At 36.9% G+C, this 14637-nt stretch carries 16 protein-coding genes; 13 read left to right on the forward strand and 3 right to left on the reverse strand.

From position 1 onward, the window contains the following. Nucleotides 1-86 precede the first annotated feature (86 nt). The gene (locus tag ABH968_RS16280; RefSeq protein WP_370045562.1) at nucleotides 87-359 is read left to right on the forward strand and encodes a YlbG family protein; all 273 of its coding nucleotides are present in this window, start codon (nucleotides 87-89) and stop codon (nucleotides 357-359) included. Nucleotides 360-361: 2 nt separating this feature from the next. Here ABH968_RS16280 and ABH968_RS16285 read toward each other — a convergent pair whose 3' ends face one another. Further along, entirely contained in the window at nucleotides 362-751 is a 390-nt protein-coding gene (locus tag ABH968_RS16285) for a DUF7147 family protein (protein ID WP_370045564.1), read from the reverse strand. A gap of 56 nt (nucleotides 752-807) precedes the next feature. Here ABH968_RS16285 and ABH968_RS16290 point away from each other — a divergent pair, with 56 nt between their 5' ends. From ABH968_RS16290 to coaD, 3 genes are all read left to right on the forward strand, one after another. Continuing rightward, the gene (locus ABH968_RS16290; protein ID WP_370045566.1) at nucleotides 808-2241 is read left to right on the forward strand and encodes an RNA polymerase II; all 1434 of its coding nucleotides are present in this window, start codon (nucleotides 808-810) and stop codon (nucleotides 2239-2241) included. A gap of 170 nt (nucleotides 2242-2411) precedes the next feature. Next, on the forward strand, nucleotides 2412-2972 hold the full coding sequence (gene rsmD / locus ABH968_RS16295) for a 16S rRNA (guanine(966)-N(2))-methyltransferase RsmD (RefSeq protein WP_370045567.1): 561 nt from the start codon (nucleotides 2412-2414) through the stop codon (nucleotides 2970-2972). Between the two features lie 66 nt (nucleotides 2973-3038). Then, entirely contained in the window at nucleotides 3039-3530 is a 492-nt protein-coding gene (coaD, locus tag ABH968_RS16300; protein WP_370045569.1) for a pantetheine-phosphate adenylyltransferase, read from the forward strand. Nucleotides 3531-3751: 221 nt separating this feature from the next. On the opposite strand, the gene ABH968_RS16305 is transcribed toward coaD, so the two are convergent. Continuing rightward, a complete protein-coding gene (locus ABH968_RS16305) occupies nucleotides 3752-4651 on the reverse strand; it encodes a hypothetical protein (RefSeq protein WP_370045570.1) in 900 nt (299 codons plus the stop codon). Nucleotides 4652-4770: 119 nt separating this feature from the next. Here ABH968_RS16305 and ABH968_RS16310 point away from each other — a divergent pair, with 119 nt between their 5' ends. After that, complete coding sequence (locus ABH968_RS16310; RefSeq protein ID WP_370045572.1) at nucleotides 4771-5817, forward strand: SepM family pheromone-processing serine protease; 1047 nt, start codon at nucleotides 4771-4773, stop codon at nucleotides 5815-5817. A gap of 753 nt (nucleotides 5818-6570) precedes the next feature. On the opposite strand, the gene ABH968_RS16315 is transcribed toward ABH968_RS16310, so the two are convergent. After that, entirely contained in the window at nucleotides 6571-7782 is a 1212-nt protein-coding gene (locus tag ABH968_RS16315; RefSeq protein WP_370045573.1) for a nucleotidyltransferase, read from the reverse strand. A 204-nt stretch (nucleotides 7783-7986) separates the two neighbouring features. Between ABH968_RS16315 and ABH968_RS16320 the strand changes: the two genes are divergently transcribed. From ABH968_RS16320 to mraZ, 8 genes are all read left to right on the forward strand, one after another. Then, nucleotides 7987-8520 carry a YceD family protein gene (locus ABH968_RS16320; protein WP_370045575.1) on the forward strand — a complete coding sequence of 178 codons (534 nt, stop codon included), beginning with the start codon at nucleotides 7987-7989 and terminating at the stop codon, nucleotides 8518-8520. A gap of 24 nt (nucleotides 8521-8544) precedes the next feature. Further along, a complete protein-coding gene (gene rpmF, locus ABH968_RS16325) occupies nucleotides 8545-8718 on the forward strand; it encodes a 50S ribosomal protein L32 (protein WP_010858320.1) in 174 nt (57 codons plus the stop codon). Between the two features lie 163 nt (nucleotides 8719-8881). Beyond that, on the forward strand, nucleotides 8882-9649 hold the full coding sequence (locus tag ABH968_RS16330; protein WP_370045577.1) for an enoyl-CoA hydratase/isomerase family protein: 768 nt from the start codon (nucleotides 8882-8884) through the stop codon (nucleotides 9647-9649). A 110-nt stretch (nucleotides 9650-9759) separates the two neighbouring features. Further along, complete coding sequence (locus tag ABH968_RS16335; RefSeq protein ID WP_370045579.1) at nucleotides 9760-10137, forward strand: transcriptional regulator; 378 nt, start codon at nucleotides 9760-9762, stop codon at nucleotides 10135-10137. 621 nt (nucleotides 10138-10758) lie between these two features. Continuing rightward, on the forward strand, nucleotides 10759-11661 hold the full coding sequence (locus tag ABH968_RS16340; RefSeq protein WP_370045580.1) for a ketopantoate reductase family protein: 903 nt from the start codon (nucleotides 10759-10761) through the stop codon (nucleotides 11659-11661). Further along, the gene (locus ABH968_RS16345) at nucleotides 11658-12053 is read left to right on the forward strand and encodes a DUF3397 domain-containing protein (RefSeq protein ID WP_370045581.1); all 396 of its coding nucleotides are present in this window, start codon (nucleotides 11658-11660) and stop codon (nucleotides 12051-12053) included. Before ABH968_RS16340 ends, ABH968_RS16345 begins: the two co-directional genes overlap by 4 nt. A 275-nt stretch (nucleotides 12054-12328) precedes the next feature. Further along, entirely contained in the window at nucleotides 12329-13945 is a 1617-nt protein-coding gene (gene bshC / locus ABH968_RS16350) for a bacillithiol biosynthesis cysteine-adding enzyme BshC (RefSeq protein WP_370045583.1), read from the forward strand. 253 nt (nucleotides 13946-14198) lie between these two features. Further along, on the forward strand, nucleotides 14199-14630 hold the full coding sequence (mraZ, locus tag ABH968_RS16355) for a division/cell wall cluster transcriptional repressor MraZ (protein ID WP_053483400.1): 432 nt from the start codon (nucleotides 14199-14201) through the stop codon (nucleotides 14628-14630). Nucleotides 14631-14637 lie beyond the last annotated feature (7 nt).

The raw sequence follows: 14637 nt of genomic DNA on the forward strand, positions 1-14637 counted from the left end.
AATTGAGCGTTCTGTCAGCTAAACTCTGTTGCTATCATTTTCCGGTCTATGGTATTCTTTTATGTAAGAAATGAGGGGAATACTATATGAACGAACGACAAGGACTAATTGTTTACGTCCATCAATTAAAACATGCGAAGTCTCTTCGAAAATATGGTCATGTTCTTTATATTTCTCGGAGGCAAAAATATGTATTGCTTTATTGCGAGCGAGAGGAAATTGAATCAATGACAACAAAACTTCAACGCCTTCCATTCGTGAAAGACGTTGTAAAGTCTTATCGTCCATTTGTTAAAACTGAGTTTGAAAATGCTAAACCAGATAAAGCGAAAGAATATGACTATAAAGTAGGTCTATAATATTATGTTAATGCTGGAATATAGTGATGAAGTCTCATTATTCCAATTAAGTATTGATAAAATAGTTTTGCTTCCGAAAATATAGAAGAGTGCTTTATTTCTACAACAACCGCTTTTCTATCTAGTCGTTTAATACTTTCTTCAAATATTTTTTGTCGCTGTGAAGGCTGCTCTTCATTATAAGGGATGCCTTCTCGACAAATATAAATCGGCATGAATTTACTTTCACCGACTGGTTTTAAGGCGACTGCTAAAGAGGCAACCTTTTTTTCTTCTTTAGTGGATGTTAGTATAAAGGCTTGGTGGAAGCGATCTTGATTGGTTTTCACTATTTCAAGTAGCTCATAAACATCACCATAGCCCTCACCTAATTCTATAAATTGTTGTGGCATAATAATTGCACATCCTTTCCAATACACATAGTATCATGCTGCGGGAGGTCAAGCACATGAAATTTGCAATGAGTTTTTTTTCTATTCTAGCACTAATCATTACCGGAACGATATTTTTCCAGTACCATGCTTATTCTTCTGACTTAGAAACAGGCGATGGTGAATTCCATTATTCTCAAGAGATAGAAATTGTCTATCGAGAAAATAGCTTGGATATTCGTCAACATTTTAAAAATTTACCCAACCAAAAAGTGAAAATAAAGTGGCCAGAAAATGCGGTAAATCCAAGTTGCTTTATTGATAACGAAAAAAGCTGTGATCGCTTATCAAAAGAAGTCTCACATTTTAAAAAAGGAGAGACTAAATCACAATCTGTTTCATACATAATTCCAATTGAGGGTGGCTTAAAAGATAAAATGCTCATCCAAAATGTTTTCGCCACATTAACGAATGGTGATGCATCTTATTCCGTTGTACATATTTCAACTGATAGTAAAATTGTTGGTCAGTGGATAACGGGCTTGCCTTTAGTAGGTCAGCAAAAACTATCACTTGTTAACTATACAATGTTTAGTGGATATGGTACAGTTCGTGATATTTATTGGCAAACGGGTAATTTAAAAGTACAAGAGCAAACCCCTGTGTTATCTATTTATGCCCCGGGAGCTATTTCGAAGGATTTCTTAAAATCATTGGAAAATTTAAAGTTTTTGAATGATCAACACATTGCTATTATTCAAGAAAAGAATCCAGTGAAAGAACATGATGATCGACTTTTATTTTTGCCAGAGCTAACTGAACAAGCTATTGAACAAGAAGTTATACTATCACAAATAAAGTCCCAATATAAGTTTGAAGATTCACCAACATGGTTGTCGGAAGTTGTGGCATCCTATTTAGTGAAGGATACGATTGGTTCAGATAAAGCAAAAAAAATTGTGAAGACGTTAAAAGAATATATGACAGCTAATCAAGAGTCAGCATGGCTAGAAGCTTTGAATAAACTTGGGGAAGAGCCGATTTCCCCTGCATCAATGGACGATATTTTATCCGGAGTGTTAGATGCAAAAACGTCTTATTTTAAGTTGAATGCGGCTCAAGAAAATGGCACATATCCACTATTATTTGAGGATGATCGAAGTGTTTACGTTAATGACGTTTTGAGAGAAGATGTTCATGTAATTCTTTATGAAGGACAAGTATTATATACTGCTGATACATTGTTGCCTTATCTAGGCTATACTGCTGGTGAAGGTGAAAATGGATATTATATCAATGGTGATAATCGTACTTTCCGATTCCCGAAAGAACCAGGATTTTATGTATTTAATCAACGTAGATATTCTACTATTTCAGAACCGATTATTAAAATTGCCAATAATTATTATGTTGAAGAAGCTTGGCTACAACGATTATTTTTAGTAGAATTACAAAAAAGTGATGGTCGTATTAATATCAAGATGTTAACTCAAGAACAAGAACAAAAATAATTTTTTTTGCAGCGGAGGTTCGTCTTTCGCTGCAAAAATGCTTTTATCTTCATTTAGCATGTTTTTTGTAGCGAAAGCGAAGCGACAGCAACAACAACAACAACAACAACAACAACAATTACGCCAAGGCGAAATTGATATATGGAATAAGAAAGTACGGTGATTTGCCTATGAGAGTTGTAGCAGGAGAACGTAAAGGGATGCCATTAAAGGCGATTGCGGGGAATACAACGAGACCAACAACTGATAAAGTAAAGGAATCCATATTTAATATTATTGGTCCATTCTTTGATGGCGGTATAGCGCTCGATTTATTTGCAGGGAGCGGTGGCTTAGGTATCGAATCTTTAAGTAGAGGGGCTGAGCACGGTGTTTTTATCGAAAAGGATGCAAAGGCGTTCCAAGTGCTACAGGAAAACATAAAAAAATGTCGTTACGAGGATTGTTCTGAGCTATTTCGTATAGATGCGAAACGTGCTGTGAAAGCGTTATTAAAACGTGATATAACGTTTAAATTAGTATTTTTAGATCCACCATATCATCACAAAGAATATTATGACTTAGTGCAGATTCTTGTCGACAATGATAAAATTCAACAGGATGGCATTATTTTATGTGAGCATGCAAAAGAAGTAGAATTACCACAAAAATTTGGGGACTTTGTATTAAAAAGACAAGAAACATATGGTGGAACGATTATTTCGGTTTATATGTGCGAAAGCGGAGTATAAACGAAGCGACAGCTACAATTACGCCAAGGCGAAATTGATCGTTGCACAGAGAAGAGGGAGAATAAGTTGTCAGAGAAGATTGCTGTAGTTCCTGGAAGTTTTGATCCGGTGACATTTGGTCACTTAGATATTATTAAACGGGCGGCAGATGTATTTGACACAGTTTATGTTGCTGTTTTAAATAATTCATCCAAGCACCCATTATTTTCAGTAGAAGAGCGCATGGCTTTAATGGCTGAAGTTACTAAAACATTGCCTAATGTACGTATTGAAAGTTCGTCTGGGCTATTAATAGACTATGCTAAGGAAAAAAAAGCAAAAGCGATTGTCCGTGGTTTACGTGCTGTTTCGGATTTTGAATACGAAATGCAAATTACTTCGATGAACCGTTTTCTTGATGAAACCATTGAAACGTTTTTCATCATGACAAAAAATCAATATTCATTCTTAAGCTCAAGCATTGTCAAAGAGGTTGCGAAATACGGTAGTGATGTCAGCGAGCTTGTTCCTGCTTGTGTTGTAGAAGCTTTGAAAGAAAAGTATAGTTTTAATAAATAAACCAAAAAAAGGGGATGTCTTATTTTTAAGACATCCCCTTTTTTTTGAGGAATTATCATAATATTTTCCGCTGTTATTTACTGTTACAATTTATAAAGTTTGTTATAGTAGGAAAATAATTGAATTCCTCTGTTGTGCTTGCTCCTAAGTCCAGTCTTGACTACAATCTAAAAAAAGCATCACCTCACCTTTACTCTAAAGATGAGGAGGTAGATGATTATTTATTTTAAGAAAAAAAGAGCATAAATAGTGGGTACAATGATTATGCTAAGTAGGCGGAATTTTATATATGGTCGAACGGAAAGTTTGGCTGATTTCGCAATAACAAAAATTTGTAAGTGAATGCTTATACTTTGCATGGTTAACAACATTACAACTAGTAATGGTAAATAGGAAAGATTCGGAAAAGCTGAGACAGTCATTTTAAGACCATTTGTAACTTCAAGAATTGCAGCTATGGAAAGCTCAGCTGTATAGGGAAGTTTAGGTAGCAGCGAATCTAAGCCTTGCTGGACAATCGTCTGGATGGTAGTGAAAAAAATTATTGTAGTTCCAACTAATAGTATTGTCGGTGCTGTTTCTTTAATGCTTTCAGAAAATGGTGCTGTATGCAAAGGTGTATTGTGGATGGAGATGCTAGGAGGATCCGTTTTACGAAATAAGAAGTAACCAGTTATTAAACAACAAATATTAAAACTATGTAGTAAACATAAAAACATCCATCCGAACGTATTACTGTGTAATAAATCAAGGCTTACAAAGCCTAGCACGAAAAGAGGACTTGGTGCGTGACATACGGCTAATAAAAAATTTGCTTCTTTAGGATGTAGTTGCCCACTGTTTTTTAAGTAAACAATGGTTGTTGCTCCAGATGGATATCCCCCAAGTGCGCTAATAATGTAGGCTTGTACGTATAAAGAAGCTCTTTTTGTTTTCGCTCGCATAGGAGCCGTTAAACGGAGAAGCCATTGCGTTAAAATAAGGTAAGGTAATAAATACGGGAAAAGGGCCTCCATAAAAAGATTTAAACCTAAATCAGTACCGTTATGAGCAGTTTGTGGGAATAACAAGAGTAATAGAATAAGAACTATGCAAATCGCTATTTGAATTATCGCATACATGTTATCATCTCGTTTCAACTTTTTGTCATTCACATAGGCAAATGCTAAAATCAATATATGTAAAAAAGGCAAAAACATGAACGTATGGTTTTGCGAGCGTCCTAGGAGGTGTTTTTCTAATGAAGAAAAAAATTAGTATTTATGCAGTGTTAATAGTCGTGATTTGTTTTTTAATGTTATACCGACTAGACGCTTATATCATGAAGCCAGGAAGTGCTTATGATGTCAGTAAATTTGTTAACGTGGACAATAGACACACTGATGATAAAGGTTCCATGAGTTTAATGACGGTGGCTATGCAGCAAGCTACGCCTTTTTCATATCTGTGGGCGAAAACACAAAAATATCAAAAATTAATGGATATTGCCCAAGTTCGCAATCCATTGGAGGATGAAGAGGAATATAATGTTCGGCAGCTTAAATTAATGTCTGATTCTCAATTTAATGCAAAGTATGTAGCTTTTCAGAGAGCCGACATTCCAACAAAAATTCTTTTTAACGGTGTTTTTGTATTAAATGTCCTTGATGGCGGTGCTTCGGATAATTTATTAAAAGCTGGTGATGAAATTATTGAAGTTGACGGACAAAAAATTACAAACCAACAAATGCTTGTAGATCTTTTAAAGCCAAAGCAGCTTGGAGATAACGTGACAATTAAATTTATACGTAATAAAAAAGAACAAGAGGTAACGATTACATTAAAGGAAATCCCTGGATCAGAAGAGAAAAGGGCTGGTTTAGGTATTACTTATACTGAAAGTAAATCTATTGAAACAAATCCAAATGTGTCTATGAAAACCGAGGATATTGGAGGTCCGTCTGCTGGACTAATGTTTACTTTAGAAATTTTGGATCAACTTCTCGATGAAGATTTAACGAAAGGCTATGCTATTGCGGGGACAGGGGAAATGCTGGTTGATGGCTCTGTTGGAAGAATCGGAGGAATAGACTATAAAGTCATTGCTGCTGATCGTGATAGTATGGAAATCTTTTTTGCACCAGATGATGAAATTTCTCCAGAAATGAAAGCTAAATATCCTGAACTGGAGTCCAATTATGCTACAGCAGTAAAGACTGCTAAAGATATTGGAACAAAAATGAAAATAGTTCCGGTTAAAACGGTTGATGATGCAATCGAATATTTAAAACAGTTACAGCCGAAATAAGAAAATAAAAAAGATGCTAGAAGAATTTCTGGCATCTTTTTTATAGTGTTGAAAAATAATGTGAATGTTGTTGCACTTTAAATGAAAGTGATTTCCGTTCCGGCTGGGCGCTTTCCTGGGGGCGTCCGATGAGCCGCTTCGCTTCGCTGCAGGGTCTCATCTGTGACGCTGATCCCCGAGGAGTCGCCCAGCCTCCACTCCAATCAACCACTTTCTCAGCATGTATCTTCTGGTCACTCTAATTGTGATAAAAAGAAACTTCGGCAACAGGGTTTTATCTGTGTGAAAGCGTAGTTCTAACGTAGCAGCAGCAACAAGGTGTCTCTATGCGAAAGTGCAACGATGGCAACAAATGTTTAATACATATGGCAGTAATAGCAGATGTACAATTGCGTCACTGTAATAAGTCGAATTTGTTTGATTATGATGAGTAGTCATAGTGTTTACTTTTGAAATGCACAAAATTTATATAAGTTCTACACTATTGTTGATTGGAATGGAAGGCTACTCGACTCCCGTGGGAAAGCGAGACAGGTGAGACCCTGCACGGAGCGAGTGTTTTCCGTGCGAAAGCAAAGCGGCAGCAACGTAAGCGGAGGAAGCGGCTCAACGCTCGCCCACAGGAAAGCGAGTAGCCTGGAATGGAAATCACCCTCATTTAAAGTGCCACGACATTCCTTGACCATTTTTTTCAACAACATAAAAGGATGCTAGAAGAATTTCTGGCATCCTTTTATTGTGGTCTTCTATTGCTTAAAACCGAATCGGTGGTGTTTGATAATCTTTAGGAAGACTTTGCTCTTTTGTTCCATGTTCTATACTTAAATTGTAAACTTCTGCTGCATGAATATCTACAGCAAGCATAGCGTCATCCATAGCTGCAACACGACTGATTAAAGGTAAAGGTATGTCTTTTTTATGCATCCCTAAGTAGGCTTGTCCCTTCTTACTCATACCAAGTAAGCGTATACTAGATGGGGCTTCAAAGCTTTGTAACTGTTCCTTTGTAAACCCGGTATAAATGTGTGTGAGCATACGTTGAAGTCTTGTCCAAGTATAGCGCTTGGATTTAATTTTCTCCATAAAACTACTGAATGAATGACTTGTTTTCGCCGCTTTAATAAGAGCGTTCTCAATGCCTTCTGTTACTTCAGCATAGCGCGTAAGTTCATTAGGTGTGTGACGAATAAGTGTAAACTGTAAAAATGGCCAAAAAGTTTCCCAACTTGCAAATTTACCATATTTTTTGTGCCAATCAGCTAAATAATCAAACGATGCTTTAGGGAGAAAATCTTCCACACTTTGTAGAGCGTTGGTTGTTGCTAGAGCCTTGCGTATTCCTGTGGCACTAGCAATTGATGCACCTTCTTGTAAAGCGTCATGGTAACCTGCAACAATGCGAGGGATCGTTAAAGGCTTAATGTTGCTACCTAGCGCCTTGGCAGCCTCAATATAATGAAAACCAAGTATATTGTTTGGCTGTCCCAAATCAATGTATGTAGCAGGGAATTTTTGAGAAAGCTGTTTATAGGCGTAATGTAGACTTTTAGGATAGCTTGCACCCGTTTTAAGGCTTTCTTTAATAAGAACGTTATATTCAGTGCGATGACTATTAATGAGCTGAAACGTATTCATAAAGGGTTGAATGGAACCATCTTCGCTTCCAAAGGCAAAAGAATCGCAACCAATTGCAGATAGTAAGGAAATTGCTCCTTTTGCGAAATCAGTTGCAGGTGCGGTACTATAAACGTGGGGTAGCTCAATGACTATATCAACACCACCTGCTAGAGCCATTTTTGTGCGTGTCCATTTATCGACCATGGCTGGTTCACCACGCTGCAAAAAATCGCCACTCATGATAGCGATGACAATATCCGCTTGTGCTACTTTTTTTGCCTGTTCCAAATGATAGGCATGTCCGTTGTGAAAAGGATTGTATTCAACAACTATTCCGACTGCTTGCAAATTTAAGCCCCCTTTAATCAATATTATTTGCTTCTCGTTCATGTGAATTTGGAGCCTTTTGCTTATTATAGAATGATTTGGAGCAAATTCACTTATTATAATATATAATTATAGGCGGGTTTTATTGTGGTGACAAGAAATTATCTTGACATCTATTTTTACACATTATATAATCAACATTGTTGTCTCGAGGTGATTAAACGAATGAAATGGTCAATTCATCAATTATCTAAATACCGCCAAAACGGGATGCCAATCGATGCCTATGTCCAGTTGGACGAGGTGATGGAGCGAAACCAGGATATTCGAGCAATTTCGCCCGTTCATGTAAAAGGGCTTTGTACTTTCGGTGCATCGCAAATGACATGTCAGCTAACTGTGACAGCAACGTTAACACTACCATGTGCACGCACGTGGGAAGATGTTGAGTTTCCTATCGAAGTTGAGACAGTTGAAGTTTTCAGCTGGATTGACGAGGAAAAACGAGGGGAAGATGATGGAGAACTTCACTATATTGATGGTGAAGTAATCGACATGAAGCCGGTTATCGAGGAGTTAGTGCTTCTTGAAATACCTTTGCAAGTGTTCAAGGAGAATACCGAAGGACAAGTGCAAGGTGGTAAAAACTGGTCTTACGCAACAGATGAAGACGTTGAACTACACAAAAAAGCTGACGCACAAAAAGTGGATCCAAGACTAGCTAATTTAGCTAAGTATTTTGATCAAACAGACGAATAGACGATCTGTAAGGAGGTGCCATCAATGGCTGTACCATTTAGAAGAACTTCTAAAACTGCAAAAAGAAAGCGTCGTACGCATTTCAAACTATCTGTACCTGGTATGGTAGCTTGCCCAAACTGTGGGGAAGCAAAATTATCACACCGTGTTTGCAAAGCTTGCGGACAATACAAAGGTAAAGAAGTAGTAAGCAAATAATACAGTGTTTGCTCACTTAAAAGGCTAGTAGAGAGACCATGGCTCTTTACTAGCCTTTTTGTTGCCTTGAAAAGACGGAATCTTTCGGTAATAACGAAAAGATATATAGTACTATAATAATTGTATGATACAATTTATCCATCGGGACAAAGGGGGAAATAGTGTGGCTTACATAATTGATAACAAAGAAGGTATTATGACGTTTACGATTAATCGAGAAGAAAAACGGAATGCGGTTAATGATGAGGTTATGGATGGACTCCAAGAAGTCATTACATATATTCGAAATCATGATGATGTACGTTTTTTAGTCGTGACGGGTGCGGGGGATAAATCATTTTGCTCAGGAGGCGATTTATCTGAATTTCATTCGCTCGAAACAGAGGATGAGGCGTTCGGGATGTTAGGTAAGATGGGTAAAATATTATATGACCTTGCAACATTGCCTGTACCAACGATTGCGTTGATTAACGGAACAGCGGTTGGTGGAGGCTGTGAAATTGCAACAGCTTGTGATTTTCGTCTAGTGGCAAGTCATGCGAAGTGTGGTTTTATACAGGGGACATTAGCAATTACGAGCGGCTGGGGAGGAGGTACATACTTATTCGAACGAGGACTTCGCCATGATCGTGCGATGAAGATGCTAGTCGATGCGAAGCCTTATCCGGCAGAATTACTATATGAAATTGGCTGGGCGATGCGTGTTTTTGAAGGTTCAAAAGAAGCGGCGTTGAATGATTTTATCGAACAAATGCGTAAAATTCACCCTTCTGTTCATAAGGCTTATAAAGAAATTGAGCTTCGTAAGTGGCGTGAGCGTAATATGTATGAACGTGTTATGGAGGAAGTTCGTACATGTGCGAAATTGTGGGAAAGTGAAGCTCACCACGAGGCAGTTGCTAATTTCCTAACAAAGAAAAACAATAAATAATGTATAACGGCAGTGATTATAGCAAAACATAATCACTGTCTTTTTGAATTCCATGATTCTATTTTGCCCGCTCATGCATATAGTAGTAAAAAATGCGAGGGTGATAGATTATGGAATTGAAAAAAAGAAAAGATCAATGGACGAAGGAAGACGATGAAAGGTTAGCAGAAATTGTGTTGCATAATGTGCAAAATGGCAAAACACAGTTAGAAGCTTTTGAAATGGCTGCTACTGAACTAGGTCGTACAAAACAAGCATGTGGTTTCCGTTGGAATAAAACATTACGTAGTCAATATAGTCAGTCACTACTAGCTGTGCGGAATCAGCCGCAACAATCTATGCGAAGCCATTTGAAATTGGCGTTAACGAGTTTTGATGAATTAACAGAGGCCTATCAAAGTCTCGAAGTAAGGCACCGTGATTTACAAAATGAACACGATAAACTAGTGAAATGGTTGCAGCAAGGATATTCTTTAATGAAAGATTAGAATAAGGAAGGCGACGAAAGGTAAAAGTATTGTAGAGTAAGGTACTTAGAAAAAATGTAAACTTGAACGAAAACATAATGCTGCGCTAAGTGTTTCAACAATTATTTATCCTGCATTAATTGATTTGTACCGAAAGTAAAGCGTCAGATACAAAGCTCCTACCTTGAAATTTAGTAAAAACAAAGAAGTTAGGTTACGGTCCGTAAAATCCCGATTGGTGAAGATTGATAATCAATGGGAAAAAAACCACTGATTAAATTTTCAATTTTTATATTATCGTAAACACTTAGTCAATCCTGTATAATAAAAGAACCTGCATAGGAGGTGCCTTAGAGATTATTCTAAGGCACCTCCTTCTGTAGAAAGGGACAAAAAGGACCATTTAACTTCTTTTGGTGGGTGTCCAAACATCCGCAGAAATAGAGGAACTCAGTCTAAAAACGCCACGTCCTGTGGCAATTTATCTGTGCGAAAGCGAAGCGGCAGCAATAAACATCTGTTGGCCTAAAGCCTCCGGAGGATGTCACGGTAGCGGCTAAGATGTAATTGCGGTAGAACTGTTTAGGAGGGCGTTCTCTTATGTTAGATCGTCCATTATAAATGTGGGAGGTGTGATGTATTGTGGATGTAGCGATTATTGGTGCAGGGGCTGTAGGTCAGTTAACGGCAAGTTTTTTAGCTGAGTCTGGTATGTCTGTAACGTTGGTTACAAGAAGGCAGGGACAAGCAGATGAACTTAATGAGAAATATTTAACACGAGTGAATGTTGATGGAACGAAAACTATACAAAAAATTGCTTCAACTACGAAATTAGTGGAGCTACCACAGCAAGATTTAATTGTAATTGCTGTTAAATACGGTCAATTACAAGAACTTTACGAACAATTATCTGCGTTACCTAGTACAGTATCGTTGTTGTTTATGCAAAATGGTTTAGCGCATTTTGACGAAGCACTACGTTTGCCACAAAAAAATATTGCCTTTTGTTCTGTGTCATCCGGTGCTCAAATGATAAATCAGTCAACTGTGCAACATAGAGGCGTAGGAGTTTGCAAAATTGCGATAGAGCGAGGGAATAGTGATGCGTTTAACGATTTGTTACAAGTAAGAAATTCCTTATATCCAGTTGAATTGGTTGCTAATGCTGAACAAATGTTATTTGAGAAAGCTGTATTCAACTGCTTGATTAATCCATTAACGGCTATATTGCAAGTGAAGAATGGAGAATTAGTAACGAATAAACAAGCGTTTTTGTTAATGCAAACTATCTACCGAGAATTAACGGATGCTTATGAAGGTATAGAACAAGCTATACCTTTATTCAAGGTGATAGACTTATGTGAAAAAACAGCAAATAATACATCATCTATGCTAGCGGATCGGATACAGGGGAGAAAAAGTGAAATTGACACGATTGTAGGAGTAATACTAGAAAAAGCTTTAGCGAATGGTCATAATTTGCCTACTTTACGTACTTTATATTACCAAGTACTTGCGATAGAGGAGAGCGGTGAAAGACGTTGAAAGATTTTTTACATATTGTTATAAGTATCATTATTTTTTGTCCAATCCTCCTTTTTGTGATTGTCTATTTAATTAGTCGAAAGGTTAAAATTCGAGGCACTCATGCTTTTGGAATGGCATCGGACGTGACAACCTTGTGTTTGTTTTTTTCGGTACCACTAGCAATTGGTGTACTATGGAATGTCAATGTTAGTGCACTATTAGTAACATTGGCGATAATGATGGCAATGATTTTTACATATATTGATTGGCAAACAAAAAAAGAAATTGAAGTGAAATCGCTACTTAGGAAAATTTGGCGCTTTCAATTTTTAGTACTAAGTACGGCGTATATTGTTATTTGTATAGTAGGTGTTATTAGATCTGTTATAGAATATTTACAGGCAGTCTAAGCATTTTCTTTTCATGTTGAAGCCATAAGCGTTAAAATAATAGCATTAAATATTGTTTTTAGTAATAACTCTATATGTGCAAAAAATTAAATAAAATTCCAATGTACGACAACGTTTGAGTATCTAACAAAAATCGTATTATTGTTTTTCCGAAACTTGTTAGGGAATGTCATTTTGAATAAACATTCTAAGGTAACAGTAAGGGATTTATTTTATTTCAAGTTTGCTTATGAAGAGTAAGAAGATGATTTAGTGAGTAGAGGAGTTTGTGTTAAATGAAACTGGAGTCAATCCGAGTACCCATAAAAAATCGTTTGCTAGCAGATTATTGGTCGCCGAATACTGCCATCCATGAGTTTTTTGAATACGAATATAACGATAAATCTTTTGAAAAACGAGCGCAATATTTAGATCAGCATGTGTATGATCAAAAAGAATTAACAGCCATCATACGTCAATTTATGGAGCCGCTTGGTATATCAAAGAAAGCGAATGAACATTTGCAACAACTAGAGCAAGGAGCTGTTGCAGTTGTCGGTGGACAACAAGCGGGTATCTTAACAGGCCCTCTTTACTCGGTGCATAAGGCGATTTCGGTCATTGCATTAGCGAAAGAGCAAAGTGTAAAACTTCAGCGACCGGTTGTTCCTGTTTTTTGGATAGCTGGTGAAGATCATGATTTAGAGGAAATTAACCATACGTATACAGTACATGGTGATGATATTAAAAAACGAGCTTACGGTGAACGTTCAAGACGTAAAACAATGGCTTCTGAAACAAGTATAAATAAAGAATCAATGACACAATTAATAAATACTATTGCGAAAGATATGGGTGAAACAGAATTCACTGAAACGCTTATTAAACAATTATCGGATACTCTTAATAAGTGTGACACATTTACGGACTTCTTTGCGCAACTTATGAACCAATTGTTTAAAGATGAAGGTTTATTGATGATTGATGCAGCGGACTTTAAATTCCGTCAATATGAACGTGAGAATTTTACCCGTATCATTCATAAAAATGAAGAAATTGCTAAAGTGGTAACAGAAAAAGAAGTGGAGCTTGAACGTGCAGGCTATGGCAATCCTATTTTGGCAACAAACGAAGCGGCCAATTTATTCTATGTAGAAGATGGGGAGCGACATCTTTTAGAAAGAAAAAATCAGCAATTTGTCAATCTAGCTGCAAATATCAAGCTATCTCGTGAAGAAGTTTTAAGAATTGCTGAAAAACATCCTGAGCAGTTAAGTAATAACGTTGTGACGCGTCCGTTAATGCAGGAAATGACATTGCCTGTGCTAGCATTTGTTGGTGGACCAGGGGAGCTTGCGTACTGGGCGACATTGAAGGATGCATTTGCGGTATTAGGCTTACAAATGCCGATTTTTGCTCCGCGTCTTCATATCACGATTGTCACACGTCACGTAGAACAACTTTTACGTGAATATCGTTTAAATGTTGCTGAAGTTTGGGATGGGAAAGCGTTGCAGCTTAAAGAACGGTTTATTGCTGAAGTACAAGATACTGAGGTGACACGTCAAATTCAGACGATGCAACGAGAACTTTTAGAAAAATATGATGCACTTCAACTTTATTTAGAAGAGCAGCATTTATTGCTAGATAAAATTCTTGTAAAAAATAAAGAGAATCATCTAAAGCAATTTGAGTATTTACAGCAAAAGGTTGAACAAACTGTTCTTAACAAGCATGAAACAACAATTCGAAAATTTATGACGCTACAAAATGAGTTATATCCAAATGAAGGATTCCAGGAAAGAACTTATAATCCTTATCAATATTTCAATGAGTTTGGACCTATGTTAATTACTGAAATGCTGAAACAAAATTATAGCATTGGCAATCACCACTATTTAATTTATTTATAATTCCAATGTTTGTAACTTTATACCCAATTAACAATTTAATACAATGTTGATTTGATGAACAATGTCGACATAAATAGTAAATAGAGAGCTAACCTACTAAGGGTAGCTCTTTTTTTATGTCATTTAGCATGGATTCAATAATTTGTTAAAGGTCTATTCACACATTGAGTGTTAAAATGTCAAGTTTTTTTTAAAAAAAGTGGAGGAAAGTGGGGGGATGTGGTACATTATTTAATAAAGTGGGGTGAATAGCATGTTCATGGGAGAATATCAACACTCTGTTGATGCGAAAGGACGATTAATCGTGCCCGCAAAATTTCGTGACGCCTTAGGTGAAACATTTGTTGTGACACGCGGACTTGATAATTGTTTATTTGGCTATCCTATGGATGAATGGCGAAAACTCGAAGAAAAATTAAAGGGCTTACCGATGACCAAAAAGGATACACGTGCTTTTGCAAGGTTTTTCTTTTCTGGAGCAACGGAAGTAGAAATAGACAAGCAGGGGCGTATTAATATTCCTTCAACTCTTATGCAATATGCACATCTTGTGAAAGAATGTATCGTGTTAGGAGTTTCGAATCGAATTGAAATATGGGCGAAAGATGCTTGGGAGGCTTACTTTAGTGAGTCGGAACAATCCTTTAATGAAATTGCAGAAAATATGATTGGCTTTGATTTTTAATTTTTTT

This window comes from Lysinibacillus sp. RC79, from assembly GCF_041262405.1.
Lineage (GTDB): Bacteria > Bacillota > Bacilli > Bacillales_A > Planococcaceae > Lysinibacillus.

Excerpts from the sequence above, each read along its gene's own strand:
- bshC (WP_370045583.1), top strand. The coding sequence starts at position 12,329 with ATGAAACTGGAGTCAATCCGAGTACCCATAAAAAATCGTTTGCTAGCA.
- ABH968_RS16285 (WP_370045564.1), bottom strand. The coding sequence starts at position 751 with ATGCCACAACAATTTATAGAATTAGGTGAGGGCTATGGTGATGTTTAT.
- ABH968_RS16310 (WP_370045572.1), top strand. The coding sequence starts at position 4,771 with ATGAAGAAAAAAATTAGTATTTATGCAGTGTTAATAGTCGTGATTTGT.
- ABH968_RS16320 (WP_370045575.1), top strand. The coding sequence starts at position 7,987 with ATGAAATGGTCAATTCATCAATTATCTAAATACCGCCAAAACGGGATG.
- rsmD (WP_370045567.1), top strand. The coding sequence starts at position 2,412 with ATGAGAGTTGTAGCAGGAGAACGTAAAGGGATGCCATTAAAGGCGATT.
- ABH968_RS16335 (WP_370045579.1), top strand. The coding sequence starts at position 9,760 with ATGGAATTGAAAAAAAGAAAAGATCAATGGACGAAGGAAGACGATGAA.
- ABH968_RS16280 (WP_370045562.1), top strand. The coding sequence starts at position 87 with ATGAACGAACGACAAGGACTAATTGTTTACGTCCATCAATTAAAACAT.
- ABH968_RS16305 (WP_370045570.1), bottom strand. The coding sequence starts at position 4,651 with ATGTATGCGATAATTCAAATAGCGATTTGCATAGTTCTTATTCTATTA.
- rpmF (WP_010858320.1), top strand. The coding sequence starts at position 8,545 with ATGGCTGTACCATTTAGAAGAACTTCTAAAACTGCAAAAAGAAAGCGT.
- mraZ (WP_053483400.1), top strand. The coding sequence starts at position 14,199 with ATGTTCATGGGAGAATATCAACACTCTGTTGATGCGAAAGGACGATTA.
- ABH968_RS16290 (WP_370045566.1), top strand. The coding sequence starts at position 808 with ATGAAATTTGCAATGAGTTTTTTTTCTATTCTAGCACTAATCATTACC.